Below are 18,315 nucleotides of genomic sequence, written 5' to 3' on the forward strand. Positions count from 1 at the left end.
GATTTCGTGCTACTGGGAGTCGGTCACTGCTGGGCCGTGGGCCCGCGCCCGGACGGACTTCAGCCCTGGGCGCGGCGCCTGAAAATCCGGCGGGTCTGGGGGCGCTGTTTCTCCTCCTCCGGCTGGCCCTCTACCCTAGACAGGGGCGGGACAAAGCGCGCGTCAGCCCAGCTCGCCAGGTCTTTGAGGGCCAGCACCAGCAGGGTCAGCAGCAGCACCGGCCACAGCAGCCCTTCAGGCGTGTCCAGCCAGGCCCAGCGCGCAAAACTGACCAGTTGCCCCAGGTCGGCGTTTAAGGGCAGGGCGGTCACGTCGGGCACCAGGTCAAAGCCGTCGCTGAACGCTATGCGCAGGGTCGGCTGGTCGTGAAAGCCCAGCGCCCCCAGTTCCATCAGCCATAAGAAGACGCCGCTGAGAACCGTGGCCACCACCGCTGCGGCCCGCCCGCGCAGGTGAGGCCACAGGTGGGTGCGCCACAGATGCCACGCGCCGCCGCCCAGGGCCAGCGCGCCTTCCATAAAAGGTTCCTTGCGCAGGGCGGTGACCTGGGCACCCACCAGCCGCGCCGTCAGGAGGGCCGCCCCCAGCACCAGCACCGCCCGGAACGACCCCCGGCCCAGCAGCAGCACCAGAACCAGCAGCGTGGGCACCTCGGGCGGCAGGCGCAGGCGGCCCCAGCCGTGCCACAGGCCCAGCAGCAGCCCAGGCAGCAGGCCCAGCAGCACCGTGAGCACGGCCAGATTTAGCGAGCGGGCCAGGGCGCGCGGCAGCACGCAGGCGGCGTCCCGGCCAAAGCGGTCGGTGCCCAGCGGCGCCAGCGGGTGACCCGGCCGCAAAGGGGGCACTATAAAGGCCACGCTGCTGGTCGCCGCCTGCGCCGCTGGCAGCGGAATCAGAGACTGCACCGCACATTCCTGGCGCGGGGCCAGTAAGGCCAGCAGCACCAGGGGCAGCAGAAGCCACCTCATACGGCCTCTGGCCCCATCGTTTGTGCCAACGATGAACTCTGAGCAAAGCGAAAAGGAGAGAGAACGGGTCTCAGGCGTGGCATTTGCACATCGGTTCTTTCCCAATGTGTTGGAACTACAGACGGACCCCGTGTCATTCGGCCCCCACCGGGCGGGGGTCCAGCCGCGCCGCCACGCCCCGCAGGATGACGTGACCCAGGCCGCCCAGCATCAGCAGGGCCAGCAGCGAACTGGAAAACACCATCAGCCGGTCCCCTTCCAGTTGCCCGCTTTCTGAGAACTGCCCCTGCACTGCCAGCGAGACGGTGTCGCCCAGGCCCGGAAAGTGCAGCAGGCCCTCCAGGATGGTCAGTGAAAGCGTGAGGCCCAGGGCGTCCCCGGCCAGCGTGGTCGCCTGCACGGGGCGGGCCACGCCCAGCGCGCGCCGCTGAATCTGGCCTTCCGGAAGACCCATCGCCCGCGCCGTGCGGCTGTGATCGGCCGCCAGCGCCTCCAGGTACGCCGCGCGGGTCTGCACCGCCGCCCGCGCCGCCACTGGCCAGGCCAGGCTGGCGACAATAAAGGTCAGCATCAGCGGGGACCAGGGGGTCAGGGGAAAATCCCAGCCCCGCCAGAGGGTGACGGCCAGCCCCAGCGCCACGCCCAGCAAGAGCAGCAGGAAGGGCGGCACAGTTTCCAGCAGCCACAACAGCCCCAGCGGCGCGCGCCTCAGGCCGGCGGCCAACACCCAGGCCAGCGCCAGGCCGCCCAGCAGATAGGTGCCGCTCAGCAGTGCCGCCTCGGCGACGGCCGGCAGCACCTCGGGCGACAGGCCTGCCATCAGCGTGGCGGGATAGGTCAGCAGCCGCTCGGGCAGGGGCAGATGGCGCTGCACCCCGATCACGAGGACCGCGTGCCAACCCAGCAACGCGAGGAGGCCCAGCCTCATGTGGAGAAGGAATGGGAGGCTGGCCAGACGCTAAGGCTCTGGTCCTCTGCCTGGCCGGAAACGTGGGGGCCCAGCGCCCGGAGCGCCGCCATATGGTTTGAGGTCACGCCCTAGCCTACGGGGCGCGGCCCAGGGGCCTCAAGCCGATTGAGCAGATGCCCCCGTCTCGGCCCGGTCCAGTTGGCCCACCACCTTCTCGCTCCAGGTGCGCCCGGCGTCGCCACCCCACAGCAACCAGGCGATGTAGCCGCGAGAGGGCTTACCGCTTTTGCCGGTTTCGTCCAGATTGTCACCGGCGTGGCGAGGAAAATAGCGGCTGATGTGCCGGGCCTTGCGCGCCGTGACGGCGCCACCCGCTGCCAGCAGGTGCGCGGTGGCCTCGCCGACTTTCGTGCCGCCGTAGCCGTGTTCCCTCCGCAGCTCCAGACCCCGCTGAGCATTGGCCTGCACGCCTTTGGGGATGGTCAGGTCAACTTTGGTCTTCGCCATAGGGGCCACCGTGCCAGCCAGGGCCGGGGCAAGCTGTACCCAGGGGCGCAATCTGAAGAAGACGTGGAGAAGGGTCACTGGCCCTGAATTGCCTTTGCAGGCTGCTCATGGCCGATGAGAACGCCTGCGCGCCAGTCTTTTTGACCGGAGAGTGGCCTTTCTCCCCGGCCCTCTTGTTCAATTTGTTGCGCGGCACGCCGCCTGACGGCCCCGCGCCCCGTACCCTGTGCCCTATGGCGTCTCCCCTGTTCGATTCCCACCTGCACACGCCGCTGTGCGGGCATGCCACCGGCACGCCGCGCGAGTACGCCCAGGCGGCCCTGACGGCCGGGCTGGCCGGGCTGTGCTTTACCGACCACATGCCCATGCCCGCGTGGTACGACGCGCCGTGGCGCATGCGCCGCGACCAGCTGGACGAGTACGTGCAGGAGGTGCGCGCCGTGCAGGCCGAGTTTGCCGGGCGGCTGGAAGTCAGGCTGGGCCTGGAAGCGGACTTTCACCCCGGCACCGAACGCTTTGTAGAGGACATCTTGGCGGCGTACCCCTGGGACTACGTGATCGGCAGCGTACATTACCTGGGCGCCTGGGGCTTTGACAACCCCGAATTCGTGGCCGAGTACGAGGCGCGCGACCTGCGCGAGCTCTACGCGCAGTATTACGGCCTGGTGGAAGGCGCAGCCCGAAGCGGCCTATTCGACGCCATCGGGCATCTAGACCTGCCCAAGAAGTTCGGGCACCGCGACCCCGAAGGCTACGCCGCCCTGCACGCGCTGGACGTGGTGGCCGAGCGCGGTCTGGCGCTGGATTTCAACACGGCCGGCTGGCGCAAGCCCGTAGCTGAGGCCTACCCGGCCCCCGACCTGACCCGCCTGGCCGCCGAGCGTGGCATTCCCTTCGTGCTGGGCAGCGACGCGCACAAACCGGAAGAGGTAGGGTTTCATTTTGCGGGGGCCCTGAAGCAGATTCATGACGTGGGCGGGCGCGTGGTGACGTACCAGGGGCGGGTGCGCCATGCTTGAGGTCACGCGCAAGGACCTCGTTTCAGTGCTGAAAACCACCGCTGACCTGCTGGACCTGCTGGGTGTAGGCGACGACCCCTTTCGGGCACAGGCCTTCCGCAGCGCCGCGCGCAGCCTCGAAGCAGTAGACACCGAGCCCGAGGCCCTGGTCGCCCGGCAGTTTGTGGGTATTCCCAAAGTGGGCAAGGCGATTGCCGCTGATCTGCTGGCCTACGCTGAGACGGGCGTCTTTGGCCCCCTGGAAGACGCCGCCAGCCTGATTCCGGCGGGCGTGCTGAGTCTGTTCCGGGTGCGCGGCCTGGGACCAAAGAAGATTCGCGCGCTGTGGGACGCAGGCATAGATTCGCTGGAGGGTCTGCGCGAGGCCTGCCGCGACGGACGGGTGGCGGCCCTGAAAGGCTTTGGGGCCAAAAGTGCGGCCAGCTTTCTGGCGGCGGTAGAGTTCGCGCTGGCCTCACAGGAGCGTCAGCACCTGAGCACCGCTGCTGAGGTTGTGGGAGCGCTGTGTGCCCGCCTGAACGGCCTTGACCCGCGCCCCAGTGGCGACGTGCGCCGGGGGCTGGACACGGTGCGCGTGGCCCGCGTGACGGTGACGGGCACCCCCGACGACCTGACGGAGCGACTGGGCGGCCTGGTGGAAGACCTGAGCGCCGTAGAGGGCAAGCCCGTGCTGGCGGGCCGGGTGGACGGCGTACCTGTGGAAGTGGCTTACGCAGAAGCCGCCACACGCGGCGCCCTGGACCTGCTGATGGGCGGCAGCGGGCCGTACCGCGAGCAGCTGCGCGCCCAGGCCAGCGCCAGAGGCCTGGACCTGACCGGGCGCGGCCTGCTACGCGGCGGCCAGCCCCTGTCTACGCCCACCGAGGCCGAGGTGGCAGCGGCTCTGGGCCTCACGCTGCGCCCGGCCGAATACCGCGAGCCCGAGCATGATGACCTCTGGACGACCCTCCCGCATCCAGACGAGTTGGTGACAGTGGCCAGCCTGCGCGGCATGCTGCACACCCACTCCACCTGGTCCGACGGGGCGGCCAGCCTGGCGGATATGGCGCGCGAAACTGTGCGGCTGGGGCACGGCTACCTGGGCACCGGAGACCACTCGCGCGCCGCGCACTACGCGAACGGCCTGAGCATCGAGCGCCTGCTGGCTCAGCTCAAGGAAGTGCGTGAGTTGCAGGCCGCCGGGCTCCCCCTCGTGGCCGGAGCCGAGGTGGACATTCTGGACGACGGCTCGCTGGATTATCCCGACGACGTGCTGGAGCAGCTGGACTACGTGGTCGCCAGCGTCCATAGTCTGTTTACCCTGGACGCCGCGCGGCAGACCGAGCGCCTGATTCACGCGGTCTCGCACCCCCTCGTGACTATCCTGGGGCATCCCACCGGGCGCCTGCTCCTGCGCCGCCCCGGCTACGCCCTGGACCTGGACGCGGTGCTGGCCGCCTGCGAGCAGAACGGCACCGTGGTCGAAATCAACGCCAACGCCTACCGCCTGGACCTGGACTGGCGGGCAGCTCTGCGCTGGCGTGACCGCCTGAAGTTCGCCATCAACACCGATGCTCACGTGCCCGCCGGTCTGGCCGACGCGAAATACGGCGTGATGGCGGCGCGCAAGGCGGGGCTGACCCCGGCGCAGGTGGTCAACACGCTGGAACAAAGCGAGTTCCTGGCATTTGTGGCCGCGCAGCGGGCAGGGCGGAGCAGATAGCCAAAGTTCACAGCGAGAGGGCGCCTTATGAAGCGGCGCCCTCTCGCTTTTTCTTTACCAGATGTCCCACATCACACCCAGCCGCCGGGGCTGAGGTTCCAGGGCGTCTGCGGTGTCCAGATCGCCACGCAGGGCCAGCCTACAGATCTGCTGTCCAGCACGGCGCCAACGCCGCCGAGAGCTGCGGGTGGAAGCCGCGATGCCGCCCTTCAGGCTTCCGCGCTTCAACCAGCGGCGGGCCTGCGTCTGCTGGTGACGCGCGGCCGCTTCCTCCAGCGCCCAGGTCATGACGGGGGTACGGTACGGCGCTCCCAGCCGGGTCACAACGCCCACCCGGTAGCCGATCACCTGCCGGTGCGGCCTGGGCTTGCGGCAGTACCGCCACACCGGCTCCAGCACCGAACCAGGGTGCCGGGAGGCCACGACCTGCGCCTCCGCCCACTGTTCAAAGCACCCCAGTTCACGCCACTTGCGTCGGGGCCAAGCCGCCTGAACTTCCGGCAGCTCTCCGTAGCCCCAAAACGGCTGAATATGCTGCTGAAGACGACGAGAAACAAGCCGGCGTGTGTGCTGCTCACGCTTCCAGAGACGTCCGCTCATGGCAGGCCCCCTCCAAAGGGCCTACTGGGTGTCGTCTCGCCAGGTCATGGTCAGCACCTTATACGCGAGGCTCGCTGAAGGCATGGGCCAACTGGCTGAGCAGGGTTCACCGTGCCTCTGTATGTGCATTCCCTTTGGGGTAATCGGGCCAGGGCTCTGTTCCCGAGCTGTATCTGACGTGCGGTCGCCTGGGACGGGCAGAACAACACGCGCTCCCTCATGGCCAGAGGGGGCGCGCTTCAGTCCATGCTGACAGCGGAACCCAGCGCGGTTGAACGAAGGAAACCCTCAGCCGCGCTGGGGCGAACGAAGTGAGTGATCGCAAGAGCCTACGGCTGCAGTGGAGCGTTCTGTGCCCCTAGGGCGAAACTGGTCGCCGCTGTCAGGACGCCGCAGTCGCTTCCCGCGCCGTTTTCAGGGCCGAGGCCCACCAGTGCAGTTCATCCAGCATGCTCTGGACGCCGGGTTGCAGGTGAGCCATGTCCTCCAGTGCCGCCCCCGCCTGCCAGGCCCCAAAAAAGTCGGCGCCCTGAATATGTACGCCGGTGCGGATAGGCGCCATCTGAAGTTCCACGGCAATCTGACGCAGCTGCTCAATGGCGCGCGCTGCGCCCACCGAGCCGTACCCTACAAACGCGGCGGGCTTCTTGTTCCACTCCACATAAGCGTAGTCCAGTGCATTCTTCAGCACCCCTGTCGGGGCGTGGTTGTACTCGGCGGTCAGGAAGATATAGCCGTCAAACTCCGCAATCTTTTGCTGCCAGCGCAAGGCGACCTCGTTCTGGGTCGGCGCCCAGAGGTTGGAGGCCACCTCGTCGAAAAAGGGCATGGGATAGTCGCGCAGGTCCACGAACTCGTACTCAGCGTCGGTGCGCTGTGACACGATGCCGCGCAGCCAGGCGGCCGGCTTGTCAGCAAAACGGGTGGCGCGGGTGCTGCCAATAATCACGGCGATTTTCATGGTGGGGCCTCCGGGAGCAGGGGAAAGCGGCGAGGAAAAACCCACTTGGCTTTTCAAATCAAGTCATAACCCACAGCAGCCCAGACTGCCAGAGGGGAGGCTTCATGTTTAGAGGCCCAGCACCTCATATGGACGCAGGACTGTCAACTCATGGCGTTTACTGCGCCATAAAGTTCCTGGCTTCCATCTCACAAGGACTTGACTTCCGCACTCTTTATTCAAAGTCAAATCTATAGACCTCGCCAAGAGGCCCTGCTACTACACCGTTTAGGTCCGGATGAGGCCCTTGGCGGTGGCTCCACCCGTTCAGTGGCAGCCCCTCGCGCTTCTCGCGTCGTCTACGTCGGCTTATAAGCTTTTGAGGGTGCAGGCCCCTCCACAAAGGCGACAGGATGGCGCCGAATGGCCAACCACCTTGACGAAAGGTGCCGCCGAGACCAGAAGACCCAGGAGCACGCTTTGAAAGCCGAGCTGCAAGCGACGCAAGACAAACTTCAGGCCACGCGCATGGCCTTTCAGTAGAGCCAACAGCAGAAGCAACTCGTGCCCAGTGCTGACGTCTACTCCCCTACTTTCACCCTCCCGACACCACAAAAGTGGGCGGAACGGTTCCCCTCACAGAACCGTCCCGCCCTAGAGTTATCGCGTGCGCCCGGCTTCAACCCCGGTGCGCAGGCACAGCGCCCTTAGCGCGTGCCGAAGTTCTGGACCCAGTAGGTGCCGTAGGGGCTGCCCTGGCGGTAGGTGTAGCCCACGCCCAGTTCCTTCAGGCCGGGGTCCATCAGGGTCTTGCAGTGGCTGGGGCTGTCAATCCAGCCCTGCACCACGTTCTGCACCGTGTAGCCAGCAGCGATGTTCTCGCCCACCTGGCGCCAGCTGCTGTAGCCGGCCGCTTCCATGCGCTGCGCGGGGGTGCGGCCTTCAGGGGTGTTGTGGTCAAAGTAGGCGCGGGCCGCCATGTCGGTTGCGTGACCACGGGCCGAAGCCGCCAGATAGCCGTTCCAGGTCACAGCGGGCGCGGCGGCAAACGCCTGACCACCGCAGGACCTGGCCTGAGCGCGGGCCTCGTTGACTTCCTTCAGGACCTGGGCTTCCTGGGCGCTCATGGTCTGGTCGCCTGCGCTGGGCACACTGCCCCCCTGACCGCCCGTCGAGCCGCTGCTGCCCACGGCCGGTGCGGGGACCGTGCTGGCGCTGGGGGTACTGGGTGCGCCGCCACAGGAGGCCAGCAGCAGGCTAAAGGGAATCAGGATGGTCAGGGCAGTCTTGGTCATGTGAGGGTCCTTTGTCGCTGTCAGTCACCTGAAGCGGTTGAAGTACCCTCACGGTACAAATCTGCTCCTTTCATGCCGCTCACTCCCAGCAACATGAACGTCTTTAGCCTGCTACCAAGCCTCCCCTCTCCTCTGACCAGGGCAAGAAAGAGTGTCCTCGAGCCGCTTTTCTCTCCTGGCACCATGCACCGACAAAGGCAGCCCCCCCGGCGGGGGCACGCCAGGGGGTGAGGAGGGGCAGAGTTTTGAAGGCAGGGCGCTGTCAGAGTTCTGTGACAAGGCTCAGCACCGCGCCAAGCCTCATTTCACGCGGTTGAGACCCTCCTGAGCCGGCTTGTAACTGGGGCTGAGTTGCAGCGCCCGTTCATAATTCTCGCGCGCCTTGAGGCGGTCGGCGGCCACGGCCCCTGCGCCGCGCTCATAGCTCAGGCCCAGGTAATAGATGTATTCGGGGGTGCTGCTGCCCAGCGCGGCGGCGCGGGTCAGGTTGTCGCGCGCGGTCTTCAGGTCGCCGCCGTCCAGGGCCAGGCGGCCCAGGTAGTAATAGAACTCGGGGTACCGCAGCGGGTCCAGGGTGATGGCCTGGGTCAGCTGGGCGCGGGCGGTGGTGGTGTCTTTGGCCAGGTAACTGACCACGCCGTACTGCCCGACCGCGTAGGCGTTTCTGGGCGCCAGGCGGGCTGCCTGCGCGGCTTCGGGGCGCGCCGCCGTCAGGTTGCCGCTCAGGGCCAGCAGCTTGGCGTAATAGGCGCGGTTATAGGGGTCGCGCGGGTCCACGATCACGGCCTGCTGCAAGCTGTCCAGCGCCAGGGGTAGGTTGCCGGTGGCGTAGTACATGTCGCCCAGGTTGTACAGCAAAATCGCGTTCTCGCCGTTCAGGGTAATCGCCTGCTTGAAGGCCTCAATGGCCTTGCTGGCGTCGCCCTGCAATTTGTAGACGTAACCGCGTTCATTCCACACGCGGCTCAGCTGCACGGCGCGGGTCGTGCCACCCTGGGCCAGCGCCTCGGCGTCGGTCAGCACGCGCAGAGCTTCATTCAGGTTGGTCGCCACACTGGTCCGGTCGCCCGCGCCTATGTACTGCTGCACATACGCCTGCGACAGCGAGATATAGGCGTCAAAGTTGCGGCTGTCCAGGCCAATCAGGCGCCGCAGGGTCTCGATGCCGGCGCTGTACAGCCGCAGCTTGACCTGCGAGCGGCCCAGGCCAATCAGGGCCTCGGGGCTACGCGGGTCCAGTTCGCTGGCGGCACGGTAGGCCACGTAGGCCTGGTCAAACTGCCCCTGCTCGTAGTAGTACACGCCCAGCGCCACATAGTTGGCCGCCGGGATGGCGCGCGGAGCCGCTGGGGCGGCCTGGGCCGGGGCGGGGGTGGCCGGAGTCGTGGGGGCCGTCTGCGCGGCCGCCAGCCCCAGGGTCATCAGCAGGCCCAGCAGGCCGGTCTTGGTCGTGCTTCGCTTCACTCGGAAACCTCCGTGCGGCCCGGCGCCTTGTGCAGCGCCGGCCTCACCCTGCCAGAAACAGGCATAACGCCATGATACGTGAGAACGCCGACAAACCGGGTGAAGTGGCCGTGAGAGGGCCAGGAGCCGCAGAAGCTGAGCATAGACCGCAGTGTTCTGCGCCCCGGTGACGCCGGTCTGATGAAGCCCGCCGCAGCGCCGGGTGAGACCAGAGGGCGGTACAGTCGGGGCGTGACTGCCGACCCTCTCCCACCCCGCCGTCTGGGCCTGACCGGCAGCATCGGCGCGGGCAAAAGCACAGTGGCAGGCCTGCTGCGCGCACGCGGCCTGACCGTGCTGGACGCCGACGAGCAGGCGCGACTGGTCACCCAGGAACCGGAGGTGTTGGTCCAGATAGAGGCGCGGTTTCCCGGCACCGTGACAGCAGGTGTGCTGGACCGCGCGGGCCTGGCCGCCCGCGTCTTTCCCGACCCGGCGGCGGTGGCTGACCTGAACGCTATCGTTCATCCGCGTGTGCGGGCGCGGATGAACGGCCTTGAAGCGCAGGCGGCGGCTCGCGCCGAAGCCTGGGTGGTGCAGGACGTCCCACTGCTGTTTGAAAGTGGCCTGGACGCCCAGATGGACGCCGTGCTGGTCGTGGACGCGCCGCTGGACGTGCGGCTGAGGCGTGCCCTGGCCCGAGGCGGCCTGACCAAAGACGACATCCTGGCCCGTGACGCCCGCCAGCTCCCCGCCGAGGAAAAACGCCGCCGCGCCACCTGGGTCATTGAGAACAGCAGCGATCTGGCAGGGCTGGAAGCGCAGGTGGAAAGGATAATGAACAGTCAGGAGTGGACCGGAGAAAAAGCAGGAAGGGACACCATTTAAGCAGCGTCCCTTCTATGCGCGTAAGTCCTGGCTTTTGGTTCCGCTTCACACTGGAGTGACGTGCACCCCTCGGTGCCAGTCAGTGCAGCTGAGGGCACGCCTCAACTGCACCAAAGACCGCTGTCAGTTATCACTACCCACGGCTGGCTGCCCACTTTCCTTGAGGGCCGCAGCAATAAACCCTGCAAAGGGCGGGCTGGGGCGCATGGGGCGGCTCTTGAACTCGGGATGGGCTTGCAGCGCCACAAAGAAAGGGTGGCCCGGAATCTCAATGGTTTCTACCAGCCCCGCGCCGCGTCCGGCCACGCCAGGAGTCACGCCGCTAATCACTAGGCCCGCGTCTTTGAGCTGCCCGGTGTAGGCGGGATTGACTTCAAAGCGGTGACGGTGGCGCTCTTTGACGGTGCCGCCGCCAGCCACGCCGTACAGCTCGGCGATCTTGGTGCCGCCTTCCAGATTCATGGGCCAATCGCCCAGGCGCATGGTGCCGCCCATACCCGCCACTTCCAGCTGCTCGGGCATCAGGTCAATGACCTTGTGGGGCGCGTATTCATCGAACTCGGCCGAGTTGGCTCCGGTCAGGCCCGCCTTGTGGCGGGCGTATTCGATCACGGCAATCTGCATCCCCAGGCAGATGCCCAGATACGGCGTCCCGGTTTCGCGGGCGTACTGCGCCGCACGAATCTTGCCTTCAATGCCGCGAATGCCAAAGCCGCCCGGCACCAGAATGCCGTCCGCGCCGGCCAGCTGCGCCTGCACGTCCTCGTCCGACACACTGGGGTCGGCCAGTTCCTCGGCGTTGACCCAGCGAATATTGACGCGGGCGTCGTTGGCAATGCCCGCGTGGGTCAGCGACTCCATCAGGGACAGGTAGGCGTCGGGCATCGCCGTGTACTTGCCCGCAATGGCAATCGTGACTTCCCGCGCGGGCTGCTTGATGGTCTTAACAGCGTTCTGCCACACGCCCAGGCTAGGGTGAATCCGCTCCAGGCCCAGCAGACTTTCGACCACTTTGCCCAGGCCCTGTTCTTCCAGCGCCAGCGGCACCTCGTAGACGTGCGACACGTCGTAACTGGAAAAGACGCGGTTTTCGCGCACACTGGTAAAGGCGGCAATCTTGCGCGTGATTTCCGGCGGCAGCTTTTCCTTGCTGCGCACCATCACGATGTCGGGGCTGATGCCCACGCTGCGCAGTTCTGCCACCGAGTGCTGGGTGGGCTTGGTCTTGAACTCGTTGGAGGTGCCCAAGTACGGCACCAGCGTCAGGTGCAGGTACAGGACATTCTCATCGCCCTCGTCAAATTTGAACTGACGAATGGCCTCTAGAAAGGGCAGGGACTCGATATCGCCCACCGTCCCGCCGACCTCAATAAGGACAATCTCAGCCCCGGCCGTCTCGCCGGCCGCGCGAATGCGGCGCTTGATCTCGTCGGTGACGTGTGGAATGACCTGCACCGTCTGTGACAGGTAATCGCCGGCGCGCTCTTTGCGGATGACTTCCTGGTACACCTGCCCGGTGGTGATGTTGCTGCCCGGTGGAATATCCAGGTCCAGAAAACGCTCGTAGTTGCCAATATCCAGGTCGGTTTCGGCGCCGCTGGCCGTCACGAAGACTTCACCGTGTTCGTAGGGCCGCATGGTGCCCGCGTCAATGTTGATGTACGGGTCAATCTTGACGGCCGTGACCTTGTAGCCGCGTGCCCGCAGTAGCGCCCCCAGACTTGCACTTGCCACGCCCTTGCCAAGGCTGCTGACCACGCCGCCTGTTACGAAGATATATTTCATCTCTAGCCGCGAGCGCCTGACCCCGCCCTGGGGGCCAAAAAGAAAAACCGGGGCGCTCGGCCTCCGGGATTTCATGCTAGCACGCGCCAGGGCTATGGGGCCAGGGTGCCGATGTTGCGCGGCGCGGCACTTAGGGTCTGTGTCCAGGTGGCCGGGTCGGGCGAGGGGCGAGCCGGGATAGTGACCTCTTTACCAGATGCTAAGCGGTTCATGCTGAAGTTCATGGTCACGCGCACGTTGCCCGGGGTCTGCGGGCTGTCGGCCTGAACGGTAAAGAGGGGCTGCAGATTAGGCACGGCGGGCTGCACGTAATCGAGCAGGATTTTGCCGCTGCCACTCGCCACATTGAGAATGCCAAGGTTGGCCATGGTAGGGAGCGTATTGGCCAGGATGTTGCGGCGATATTCCACTAACAGCCAACGGTCACCATTGGCCGGGTCGGCGCCCGGATAGTTTTGGCTCTCTGCGGAAATATGATTGACCCAGTAACTTCTTAGCACAGGGTAATAAGCTACGAACTTATAGCAAGCATCCTCGTTGTCCAGAGCACCTGTTACGGGGTGCACACATGGGTCGCTGGGAGGCACGTCTTTAGGTGCCTTGATGAAAGCCAAAATCGGTGCATTCGTGTTGCCGACCACCCAGCTTCCGCCCCCTGGCCGCCGCGTGGTGTCCCCGCCGCCCAGATTCAGCGTAGTGCCATTCGGATACACATACGCCGCTTCCCTGACATTGGCCGCGATGTAGTTCAGGGCAATTTGCCCTTCCTGCGCCATGTCGTTGCGGGCCTGCAGATTCGTGGCACTGCTGGAACTGGAAATCAGTAGATTGGAAGCCGCGAACAGCACAATCAGTGCCAGAGCGACGGCCACCAGCAGTTCAATCAGCGTAAAGCCATGGTTGCGGCTGCTCATGGCCGGGCCACATCCACGCTTAGAGTGGACTGCGCCGCGCCGTCCCGCACTGTGACACTGACACGCCGCGCTGGGGCCAGGTCCGGCGCGTTGCCGTTGCAGCTTGGGTGCATGGGTGCTTCACCCGCCGTATTGCCATTCAGGTCTAAGTTGGTCACGGTGAGGGTGAGGTTGCCGCCACTCAAGTCTGCGGTCGTGCAGCGCTGGGCGTATACGGCCGACGAAAGCCAGTCGCCCCGGACAGTCTCCAGAATCTGCTGGGCCGCCTGGGTGGCGCCCACCTGCTGGGTGCTGCGCCGAGTCAGACCGAAGAAGCCAGTCAGCGGGGTCAGCACGACCATCACAATAACGCTGACCAGCAGCACACCGACGAGCACTTCCACGATGGTAATGCCCTGGATACGGGGGTTAATTTGTCGCATCGATCATGACCTTTCCGGTGATGCCAACCACCTTGACTTTGATTTGACGGCCGCCGGGGTGGCGCAGTGTCCAGACCACGCCATTCCCACCAATGGTCCCTGTGGGCGCCTGATAAGTGACTTCGGTCTCGCCGACTTTCTCTGCCACCACCACGCCGCTGGGCAGAGTCCGGGTCTGAGCGCCCGCCCCGCGTGTCACGGTGTAGGCCGTGCTATTCAGGGTGATGTTGATGCCTACGCTTTGGCCCGTTTTCAGCGTGTCGCTACGGGCCTGCCGCAGGTCGCCGCTTAGCTGCGAAGCCGCTTCGCGCAGTTGAGAGGCGCGGTAGCTGCTCAGCAGATTCAGGCCCAGCACGCCCGCCAGAATGCCCAGAATAGCCATGACGACCAGCAGTTCTAGCAGAGTAAAGCCCTGGGTCTGGGCGCTCACTGTTCGCCTCCGGCACTCACCGTATCGCCGCGCAGGCGTAAAGGCGCCGTCAGGGGCTGGGTGCCGGCCTTCTCGGTCAAGGTAAGTTTCCAGGTGCGGGCGGTGGGAAAGAAGGGCGGCTCGTAGCCCTGCAGGGTGCGTGGGTCGAAGACGAAGTTCCGGCCGTAGCCCGTTTTCGCTGTGTCGCCGTCGAAAGTGCCGAAGGCGCCGTAATAATTTTCGATAATGCCGCCGATCAGGTTGACGGTGCCCTGAGAGGTGCCTTGGTCATATTTATCCACCTGCACGGCACCTGTACCCGCCATCAGGACGGCGTGAATGGCAGGGTCGTTTCCCAGTTGGTCTTTCATCAGGTTCACATTGCCCTGGGCCGAGTAGATTCCTAAGATGTTGCGGGTGTTCAGGTTTGTGCAGGCGGCGGATGTCACGCTGCCGTCACCGTTGCGCACATGCTGCCCTGCACAGGGTGGGTCGGCGTAGCGCAGGCTGCTGGTGATGTTGATGTCGCCTGCAGCGGCTAGCGTCAGGCCGCTGAACGACGCCACAGCGGCGCCGCCGTTGCTGCTGTTGGGGCCAGCGTTCAGGTTGGCCACCTTGCCTCCCACGTACAGCACGCCGTTGAAAGCAGAGGATACGCCCGGCGCAAAGCTGCCATCCGCCTGCCGGGCCGCGCCCACCCAGGCAGTGCCGTCCCACATCAGCATGTTTTTGTTGCTGTCTATGGCCAACTGCACAGTGACAGGGCCAGTAGCCCCCGGCACGGTGTAGGTCAGGCGCTGCACGTTCTGCCCACCTGGGGTTAGGGGAGCCTGATACAGCTGCAATTCGCTGACGTCGCCGGGGATGGCCACGCCGCCCAACTGCGCCGCCGCCTGCTGATCGTTGCCGTTTTCCGGTAGTTGCAGGTAAGAGGCCGACCAGTTAACACCTTGATCGAAAGTAGGCGCCGCGCAATTGGTATTGCCGCTCTCGCACACCGACGGAGCTTGCGGGTTGGGCATTGCACTGGCCGCCACGAACGACCCATTGAGAACGGCGCCGGGAACGCTCGCCACAGCGCACTGCGGCCCGTTGGGGCCAGTGGTAATTTGCCCCGCCGGGCAGCCCGCGCTGCTGACGGCGCCTCCAAACCAGGGTTTGCCGACGATATTCAGGTGCTGGTTGGTGTGCACCGGACCGCTAAAGAGCGTGCGGCTGGTGAAATAGATGCCTTCGCCTTTGCCTTCCGACACGCCACTGAGGTAATGATGGTTGGTGAACAGGGCGTTGGGCGCCAGCGAAGGCCGTTCAATCAGCAGACTCAGCTCGTCCTGCGCCGCACGCACCTTGACCTGCCGGGTGGCGCCACCAGCCTGCCCCGTCACAGTCACGTCCGGAACCGTGAAGATGAGGCGGTAACCATTGACGCTGGATTTAACGACTGCAAGCGGCTTCAGGCCGTAACGGGCGCTGAAGGTCGCGCCGTCCTGGCTTCCACCCACGTCCACACCTTCTACACCCGAAAATAGGTCGGACCAGAACCGGGTGCGGTCGGCGTCGGTGGCGCCAGGCAGACCCACGGTGGCAAAAGCGGCGGCGCTGACGGTGCTGAGAAGCACGCTGACCCGCGCATTCGTGGCACCGGACTCCTTGAGGCCCTGCGGACGGGCAGACAGCCCACAGACCGTGGCGTCCAGGGCCAGCGGTGAGGGCAAGCTGGTCAGGCCGCAAATGGCCGCCACCTGGGCCTCAACTTCGGGAATCGTCGTGCCCTGAGCAAACTTGGCCTGGGCCAGGAGGTCACTGGCCGCCCGCAAGCGCGCCTGCACCCGCGCCGCTCCGGATTCGGCGGCGTATTGGGCTCGCAAGATGGCGTCCTGATCGGCGCTAGACCGCCGCGTGGAGAGCGTGACCTGAGCCGTCACGCTCATGATAACGGCCAGCATCAACATCACCAGCAGCAGGGACACGATAAGAGTGGCACCCTGGGTGCGGTCATTCGGCGGCATAAAGCCAGTATGAGCAAAGAATGCGAAAAATCTCACCCCCCTGGTTGGGGAGTGTGAATTTCCTCATATCTGCTTGGCAAACCGACAGATTTCTGTCATAGAGCTGCCAATCTCGCCGCTTGGCGGCAGAGGCTGGCTATGAGTATCTGACGCTCAAAGCTCAATGCCTACCTCTGCGGGCGAGTCTGCGAGACAGCGAAGCAAGCCAGTTTACACGCTTCCCTCGCCTTCAGGAGTTCGGCCCAGCTGTAGAAAGCCGCTGTCAGCTCCGAAGCCCGTCCTGGTTATTTTCCGCGAATACGTTCCAGGAGGGCTGTGTGCCTCTCCTCACGCTGGCGGCCTGCCGCTTTGGCCCAGGCGCTGCCTGATCCCACAGCAAAGAACCGGTCACGGGCGCGGGTCAGGGCGGTATAGACCAGATTGCGGCTCAGCATAGGCATATGGGCCTCGTGCAGCACGCCCAGCACCGTACCCCACTCGCTGCCCTGCGCGCGGTGAACGGTCAGGGCGTAGCCCAGTTGCAGGTTGAACAATTCGGCGCCGGCCAGTTCTACCACGTTGCCGTCAAAATCCACGGTCAGGCGGCCACTGCCTTCCTTGAGCACCGTGCCCACCGTGCCGTTAAACACCTCGTTGGTGTAATCGTTCTTGGTCTGCACCACCACGTCGCCAGGGCGGGCCTGACCGTCAGCAATCCGCACGCCGCCCTCGCCGGGGTTAAAGAGGCTTTGCAGGTGGTGATTGAGCATCTCGACGCCCAGCGGCCCCTTCCGCATGGGGGTCAGCACCTGCACCTGCGCCGGGCCGCCCAGGTCGCGCACCAGCAGCGCCACGCGGCGGGCGCCCACATCCGGCTCGGTCTCGGTAAGGTTCAGGCGGGAGTCACCCCACGCGGGCGCCTGCCCGTGCAGCAGTTCATGGGCCGCGCGAATAATAGGATTCTGCGCCGCCTGACGGTACACCTGCGTGAGGCGCACAGTGGGGGCCACCTGCGTCAGGGCGTGCAGGGGCAAGCCCGCATCCACCGGGGGCAGCTGGTCGGTGTCGCCCACCAGCAGCACCCGCGCACCGGGTGGGACGGCAGCCAGGAGCGAGAGCATCAGGCCATCGCCGCACATACTGACTTCGTCCACGATCAGCAGGTCGTAGGGCGCCGGTTCCAGGTGATTGTGCCGGAAGCCCGCCGGGCCGTAGCCCAGGAGGCGGTGAATGGTACTGGCGGTGCGGCCCGTCACTTCGCCCAAGCGGCGGGCGGCTTTGCCGGTGGGAGCGCACAACCCGACCTCCAGGCCCAGTGTCTCTGCCAGGTCCGCCACCGCGCGGGTGGTCGTGCTTTTGCCGGTGCCGGGACCGCCCGTCAGCACGACCAGGCGGTTGTCCTCCAGCAGGTCAAGCACGCTGGCCTGTTCGGCCGAGAGCCCCTTGGCTGCCCTCTTGGGCACCGTCCAGTCAGTGCCGGCGGGCGGGGTCGCCAGCAGGGTGCGAATCAGACCGGCCAGCTTTTTCTCGGCGCGCAGCACCGGCGGCAGGTAGATGCGGCTGGGATCGTGCAGCGCGTCCTCGGTGGCCAGCAGGGGCGGGGTGTCGTCGGACAGGCGGCCCAGTTCCACGGCGGTGTCCACGGCCAGACGCGCCTGGGCGGGGGTCACGCGGGTGTAGTGCGCCACCCCCTTCTCGGCCCGGCCACGCGGCAGGTAACTGTGCCCCCCCTGCTGCGCGGCCTGCTGGAGCGCGTACACGGCGGCGGCGGTCAGGCGCCGGGGGTCGTCGCCCGTGCCGCCCGCCGCCTGCCACAGCTTGTCGGCTGTTACAAAGCCGATGCCTTCGACCTCGGTGAGGGCAAAGAGGTCGGCCTCCAGACGTTCCAGAGCCGCTTCCCCAAAATGTTTCACCGCCCGCTGCGCCTGCGAGATGCTCAGGCCCAGCCCCTGCAACCCCGCCAACAGGCGCCGCTCCAGGCCCTGCTGCGACCAGCTCTGCACCATCTTGTGCAGGGTGCTTTGCGTGACGCCGGGCACCTGCAAGAGGCGCTGCGGGTCGGACTCCAGAATGTCGAAGGTGCCCGGCCCAAAGGTCTTGGCGATGCGCCCGGCCAGCACCTTGCCCACGCCGCCCACACGGGCTTCCAGATAGGCCGCCACCCCGGCTTCCGTCAGATCGGCCGGCTGGGCCTCCAGCACCATGTTGAGCACCCGGTACTGATAGCCGTACTCGCGGTGTTCTTCCATGAGCACATCGGCGCTGAAGGTGTCCCCGGCCTCCAGGGGAGGCATCACGCCAATGACAGTGGCGTCGGGGTCTTCGCCCTCGGTGTTGCGGATGCGCGCCGACATGACCGTAAAGCCAGATTCGGCGCGAAAGCGCACCTTATTGACGCCGCCAGACACGCGGAAAGCCTCGGTGGGGGGGGCGGCAGACATGGACTCACAGCATAGCGTGACCCCAGGCATTCCGGCGTGAGCGAAATGACGAGAGCGGTAAAGGGCCGGTGCGCAGAGGCAGGA

The 18,315-nt window shown here is 65.8% G+C and carries 16 protein-coding genes; 3 read left to right on the top strand and 13 right to left on the bottom strand.

Annotation, left to right across the window (positions count from 1 at the left end):
* Positions 1 to 59: 59 nt before the first annotated feature.
* The 3 genes from GO986_RS01175 to GO986_RS01185 form a co-directional block, all read right to left on the bottom strand.
* Positions 60 to 968, bottom strand: coding sequence for a hypothetical protein (locus GO986_RS01175; RefSeq protein WP_157457382.1), 909 nt, complete (start codon positions 966 to 968; stop codon positions 60 to 62).
* Between the two features lie 133 nt (positions 969 to 1,101).
* A complete protein-coding gene (locus tag GO986_RS01180) occupies positions 1,102 to 1,896 on the bottom strand; it encodes an ABC transporter permease subunit (protein WP_157457383.1) in 795 nt (264 codons plus the stop codon).
* Between the two features lie 138 nt (positions 1,897 to 2,034).
* Positions 2,035 to 2,385 (bottom strand): DNA-binding protein, encoded by a 351-nt coding sequence (locus GO986_RS01185; protein ID WP_157457384.1) that lies wholly within the window; start codon positions 2,383 to 2,385, stop codon positions 2,035 to 2,037.
* Positions 2,386 to 2,618: 233 nt separating this feature from the next.
* On the opposite strand from GO986_RS01185, the gene hisJ reads away from it, so the two are divergent.
* Both hisJ and GO986_RS01195 read left to right on the top strand, forming a co-directional pair.
* Positions 2,619 to 3,404 (top strand): histidinol-phosphatase HisJ, encoded by a 786-nt coding sequence (gene hisJ / locus GO986_RS01190; protein WP_157457385.1) that lies wholly within the window; start codon positions 2,619 to 2,621, stop codon positions 3,402 to 3,404.
* Positions 3,397 to 5,106 carry a DNA polymerase/3'-5' exonuclease PolX gene (locus GO986_RS01195; protein ID WP_157457386.1) on the top strand — a complete coding sequence of 570 codons (1,710 nt, stop codon included), beginning with the start codon at positions 3,397 to 3,399 and terminating at the stop codon, positions 5,104 to 5,106. Before hisJ ends, GO986_RS01195 begins: the two co-directional genes overlap by 8 nt.
* Before the next feature lie 54 nt (positions 5,107 to 5,160).
* Here GO986_RS01195 and GO986_RS01200 read toward each other — a convergent pair whose 3' ends face one another.
* From GO986_RS01200 to GO986_RS01215, 4 genes are all read right to left on the bottom strand, one after another.
* The gene (locus GO986_RS01200) at positions 5,161 to 5,529 is read right to left on the bottom strand and encodes a hypothetical protein (RefSeq protein WP_198170341.1); all 369 of its coding nucleotides are present in this window, start codon (positions 5,527 to 5,529) and stop codon (positions 5,161 to 5,163) included.
* Between the two features lie 559 nt (positions 5,530 to 6,088).
* Positions 6,089 to 6,667 carry an NADPH-dependent FMN reductase gene (locus tag GO986_RS01205; RefSeq protein WP_157457388.1) on the bottom strand — a complete coding sequence of 193 codons (579 nt, stop codon included), beginning with the start codon at positions 6,665 to 6,667 and terminating at the stop codon, positions 6,089 to 6,091.
* Between the two features lie 686 nt (positions 6,668 to 7,353).
* Complete coding sequence (locus tag GO986_RS01210) at positions 7,354 to 7,941, bottom strand: CAP domain-containing protein (protein WP_157457389.1); 588 nt, start codon at positions 7,939 to 7,941, stop codon at positions 7,354 to 7,356.
* 300 nt (positions 7,942 to 8,241) lie between these two features.
* Positions 8,242 to 9,405: a tetratricopeptide repeat protein gene (locus GO986_RS01215; RefSeq protein ID WP_439648686.1), complete on the bottom strand. Its 1,164-nt coding sequence runs from the start codon at positions 9,403 to 9,405 to the stop codon at positions 8,242 to 8,244.
* Between the two features lie 231 nt (positions 9,406 to 9,636).
* Between GO986_RS01215 and coaE the strand changes: the two genes are divergently transcribed.
* Positions 9,637 to 10,272 (top strand): dephospho-CoA kinase, encoded by a 636-nt coding sequence (gene coaE / locus GO986_RS01220; RefSeq protein WP_369409063.1) that lies wholly within the window; start codon positions 9,637 to 9,639, stop codon positions 10,270 to 10,272.
* Positions 10,273 to 10,395: 123 nt separating this feature from the next.
* Here coaE and pyrG read toward each other — a convergent pair whose 3' ends face one another.
* The 6 genes from pyrG to recD2 all read right to left on the bottom strand — a co-directional run bounded on the left by pyrG (position 10,396) and on the right by recD2 (position 18,231).
* The gene (gene pyrG, locus GO986_RS01225) at positions 10,396 to 12,057 is read right to left on the bottom strand and encodes a CTP synthase (protein ID WP_157457391.1); all 1,662 of its coding nucleotides are present in this window, start codon (positions 12,055 to 12,057) and stop codon (positions 10,396 to 10,398) included.
* Between the two features lie 92 nt (positions 12,058 to 12,149).
* Positions 12,150 to 12,971: a PilW family protein gene (locus GO986_RS01230; protein WP_157457392.1), complete on the bottom strand. Its 822-nt coding sequence runs from the start codon at positions 12,969 to 12,971 to the stop codon at positions 12,150 to 12,152.
* A complete protein-coding gene (locus GO986_RS01235) occupies positions 12,968 to 13,393 on the bottom strand; it encodes a hypothetical protein (protein WP_157457393.1) in 426 nt (141 codons plus the stop codon). The genes GO986_RS01230 and GO986_RS01235 overlap by 4 nt, the downstream gene beginning before the upstream one ends.
* Positions 13,380 to 13,823, bottom strand: a complete 444-nt coding sequence (locus GO986_RS01240) for a pilus assembly FimT family protein (protein WP_369409064.1) — start codon at positions 13,821 to 13,823, stop codon at positions 13,380 to 13,382. Before GO986_RS01240 ends, GO986_RS01235 begins: the two co-directional genes overlap by 14 nt.
* On the bottom strand, positions 13,820 to 15,811 hold the full coding sequence (locus tag GO986_RS01245) for a DUF4900 domain-containing protein (RefSeq protein WP_157457395.1): 1,992 nt from the start codon (positions 15,809 to 15,811) through the stop codon (positions 13,820 to 13,822). The genes GO986_RS01240 and GO986_RS01245 overlap by 4 nt, the downstream gene beginning before the upstream one ends.
* Before the next feature lie 284 nt (positions 15,812 to 16,095).
* Positions 16,096 to 18,231 carry an SF1B family DNA helicase RecD2 gene (recD2, locus tag GO986_RS01250; RefSeq protein WP_157457396.1) on the bottom strand — a complete coding sequence of 712 codons (2,136 nt, stop codon included), beginning with the start codon at positions 18,229 to 18,231 and terminating at the stop codon, positions 16,096 to 16,098.
* Between the last annotated feature and the right edge of the window lie 84 nt (positions 18,232 to 18,315).

Source organism: Deinococcus arboris, assembly GCF_009755355.1.
Taxonomy (GTDB): domain Bacteria; phylum Deinococcota; class Deinococci; order Deinococcales; family Deinococcaceae; genus Deinococcus; species Deinococcus betulae.

Coding starts and splice junctions, on each gene's coding strand:
- GO986_RS01175 (WP_157457382.1), bottom strand. CDS start 968: ATGAGGTGGCTTCTGCTGCCCCTGGTGCTGCTGGCCTTACTGGCCCCG.
- GO986_RS01180 (WP_157457383.1), bottom strand. CDS start 1,896: ATGAGGCTGGGCCTCCTCGCGTTGCTGGGTTGGCACGCGGTCCTCGTG.
- GO986_RS01185 (WP_157457384.1), bottom strand. CDS start 2,385: ATGGCGAAGACCAAAGTTGACCTGACCATCCCCAAAGGCGTGCAGGCC.
- hisJ (WP_157457385.1), top strand. CDS start 2,619: ATGGCGTCTCCCCTGTTCGATTCCCACCTGCACACGCCGCTGTGCGGG.
- GO986_RS01195 (WP_157457386.1), top strand. CDS start 3,397: ATGCTTGAGGTCACGCGCAAGGACCTCGTTTCAGTGCTGAAAACCACC.
- GO986_RS01205 (WP_157457388.1), bottom strand. CDS start 6,667: ATGAAAATCGCCGTGATTATTGGCAGCACCCGCGCCACCCGTTTTGCT.
- GO986_RS01210 (WP_157457389.1), bottom strand. CDS start 7,941: ATGACCAAGACTGCCCTGACCATCCTGATTCCCTTTAGCCTGCTGCTG.
- pyrG (WP_157457391.1), bottom strand. CDS start 12,057: ATGAAATATATCTTCGTAACAGGCGGCGTGGTCAGCAGCCTTGGCAAG.
- GO986_RS01230 (WP_157457392.1), bottom strand. CDS start 12,971: ATGAGCAGCCGCAACCATGGCTTTACGCTGATTGAACTGCTGGTGGCC.
- GO986_RS01235 (WP_157457393.1), bottom strand. CDS start 13,393: ATGCGACAAATTAACCCCCGTATCCAGGGCATTACCATCGTGGAAGTG.
- GO986_RS01245 (WP_157457395.1), bottom strand. CDS start 15,811: ATGCCGCCGAATGACCGCACCCAGGGTGCCACTCTTATCGTGTCCCTG.
- recD2 (WP_157457396.1), bottom strand. CDS start 18,231: ATGTCTGCCGCCCCCCCCACCGAGGCTTTCCGCGTGTCTGGCGGCGTC.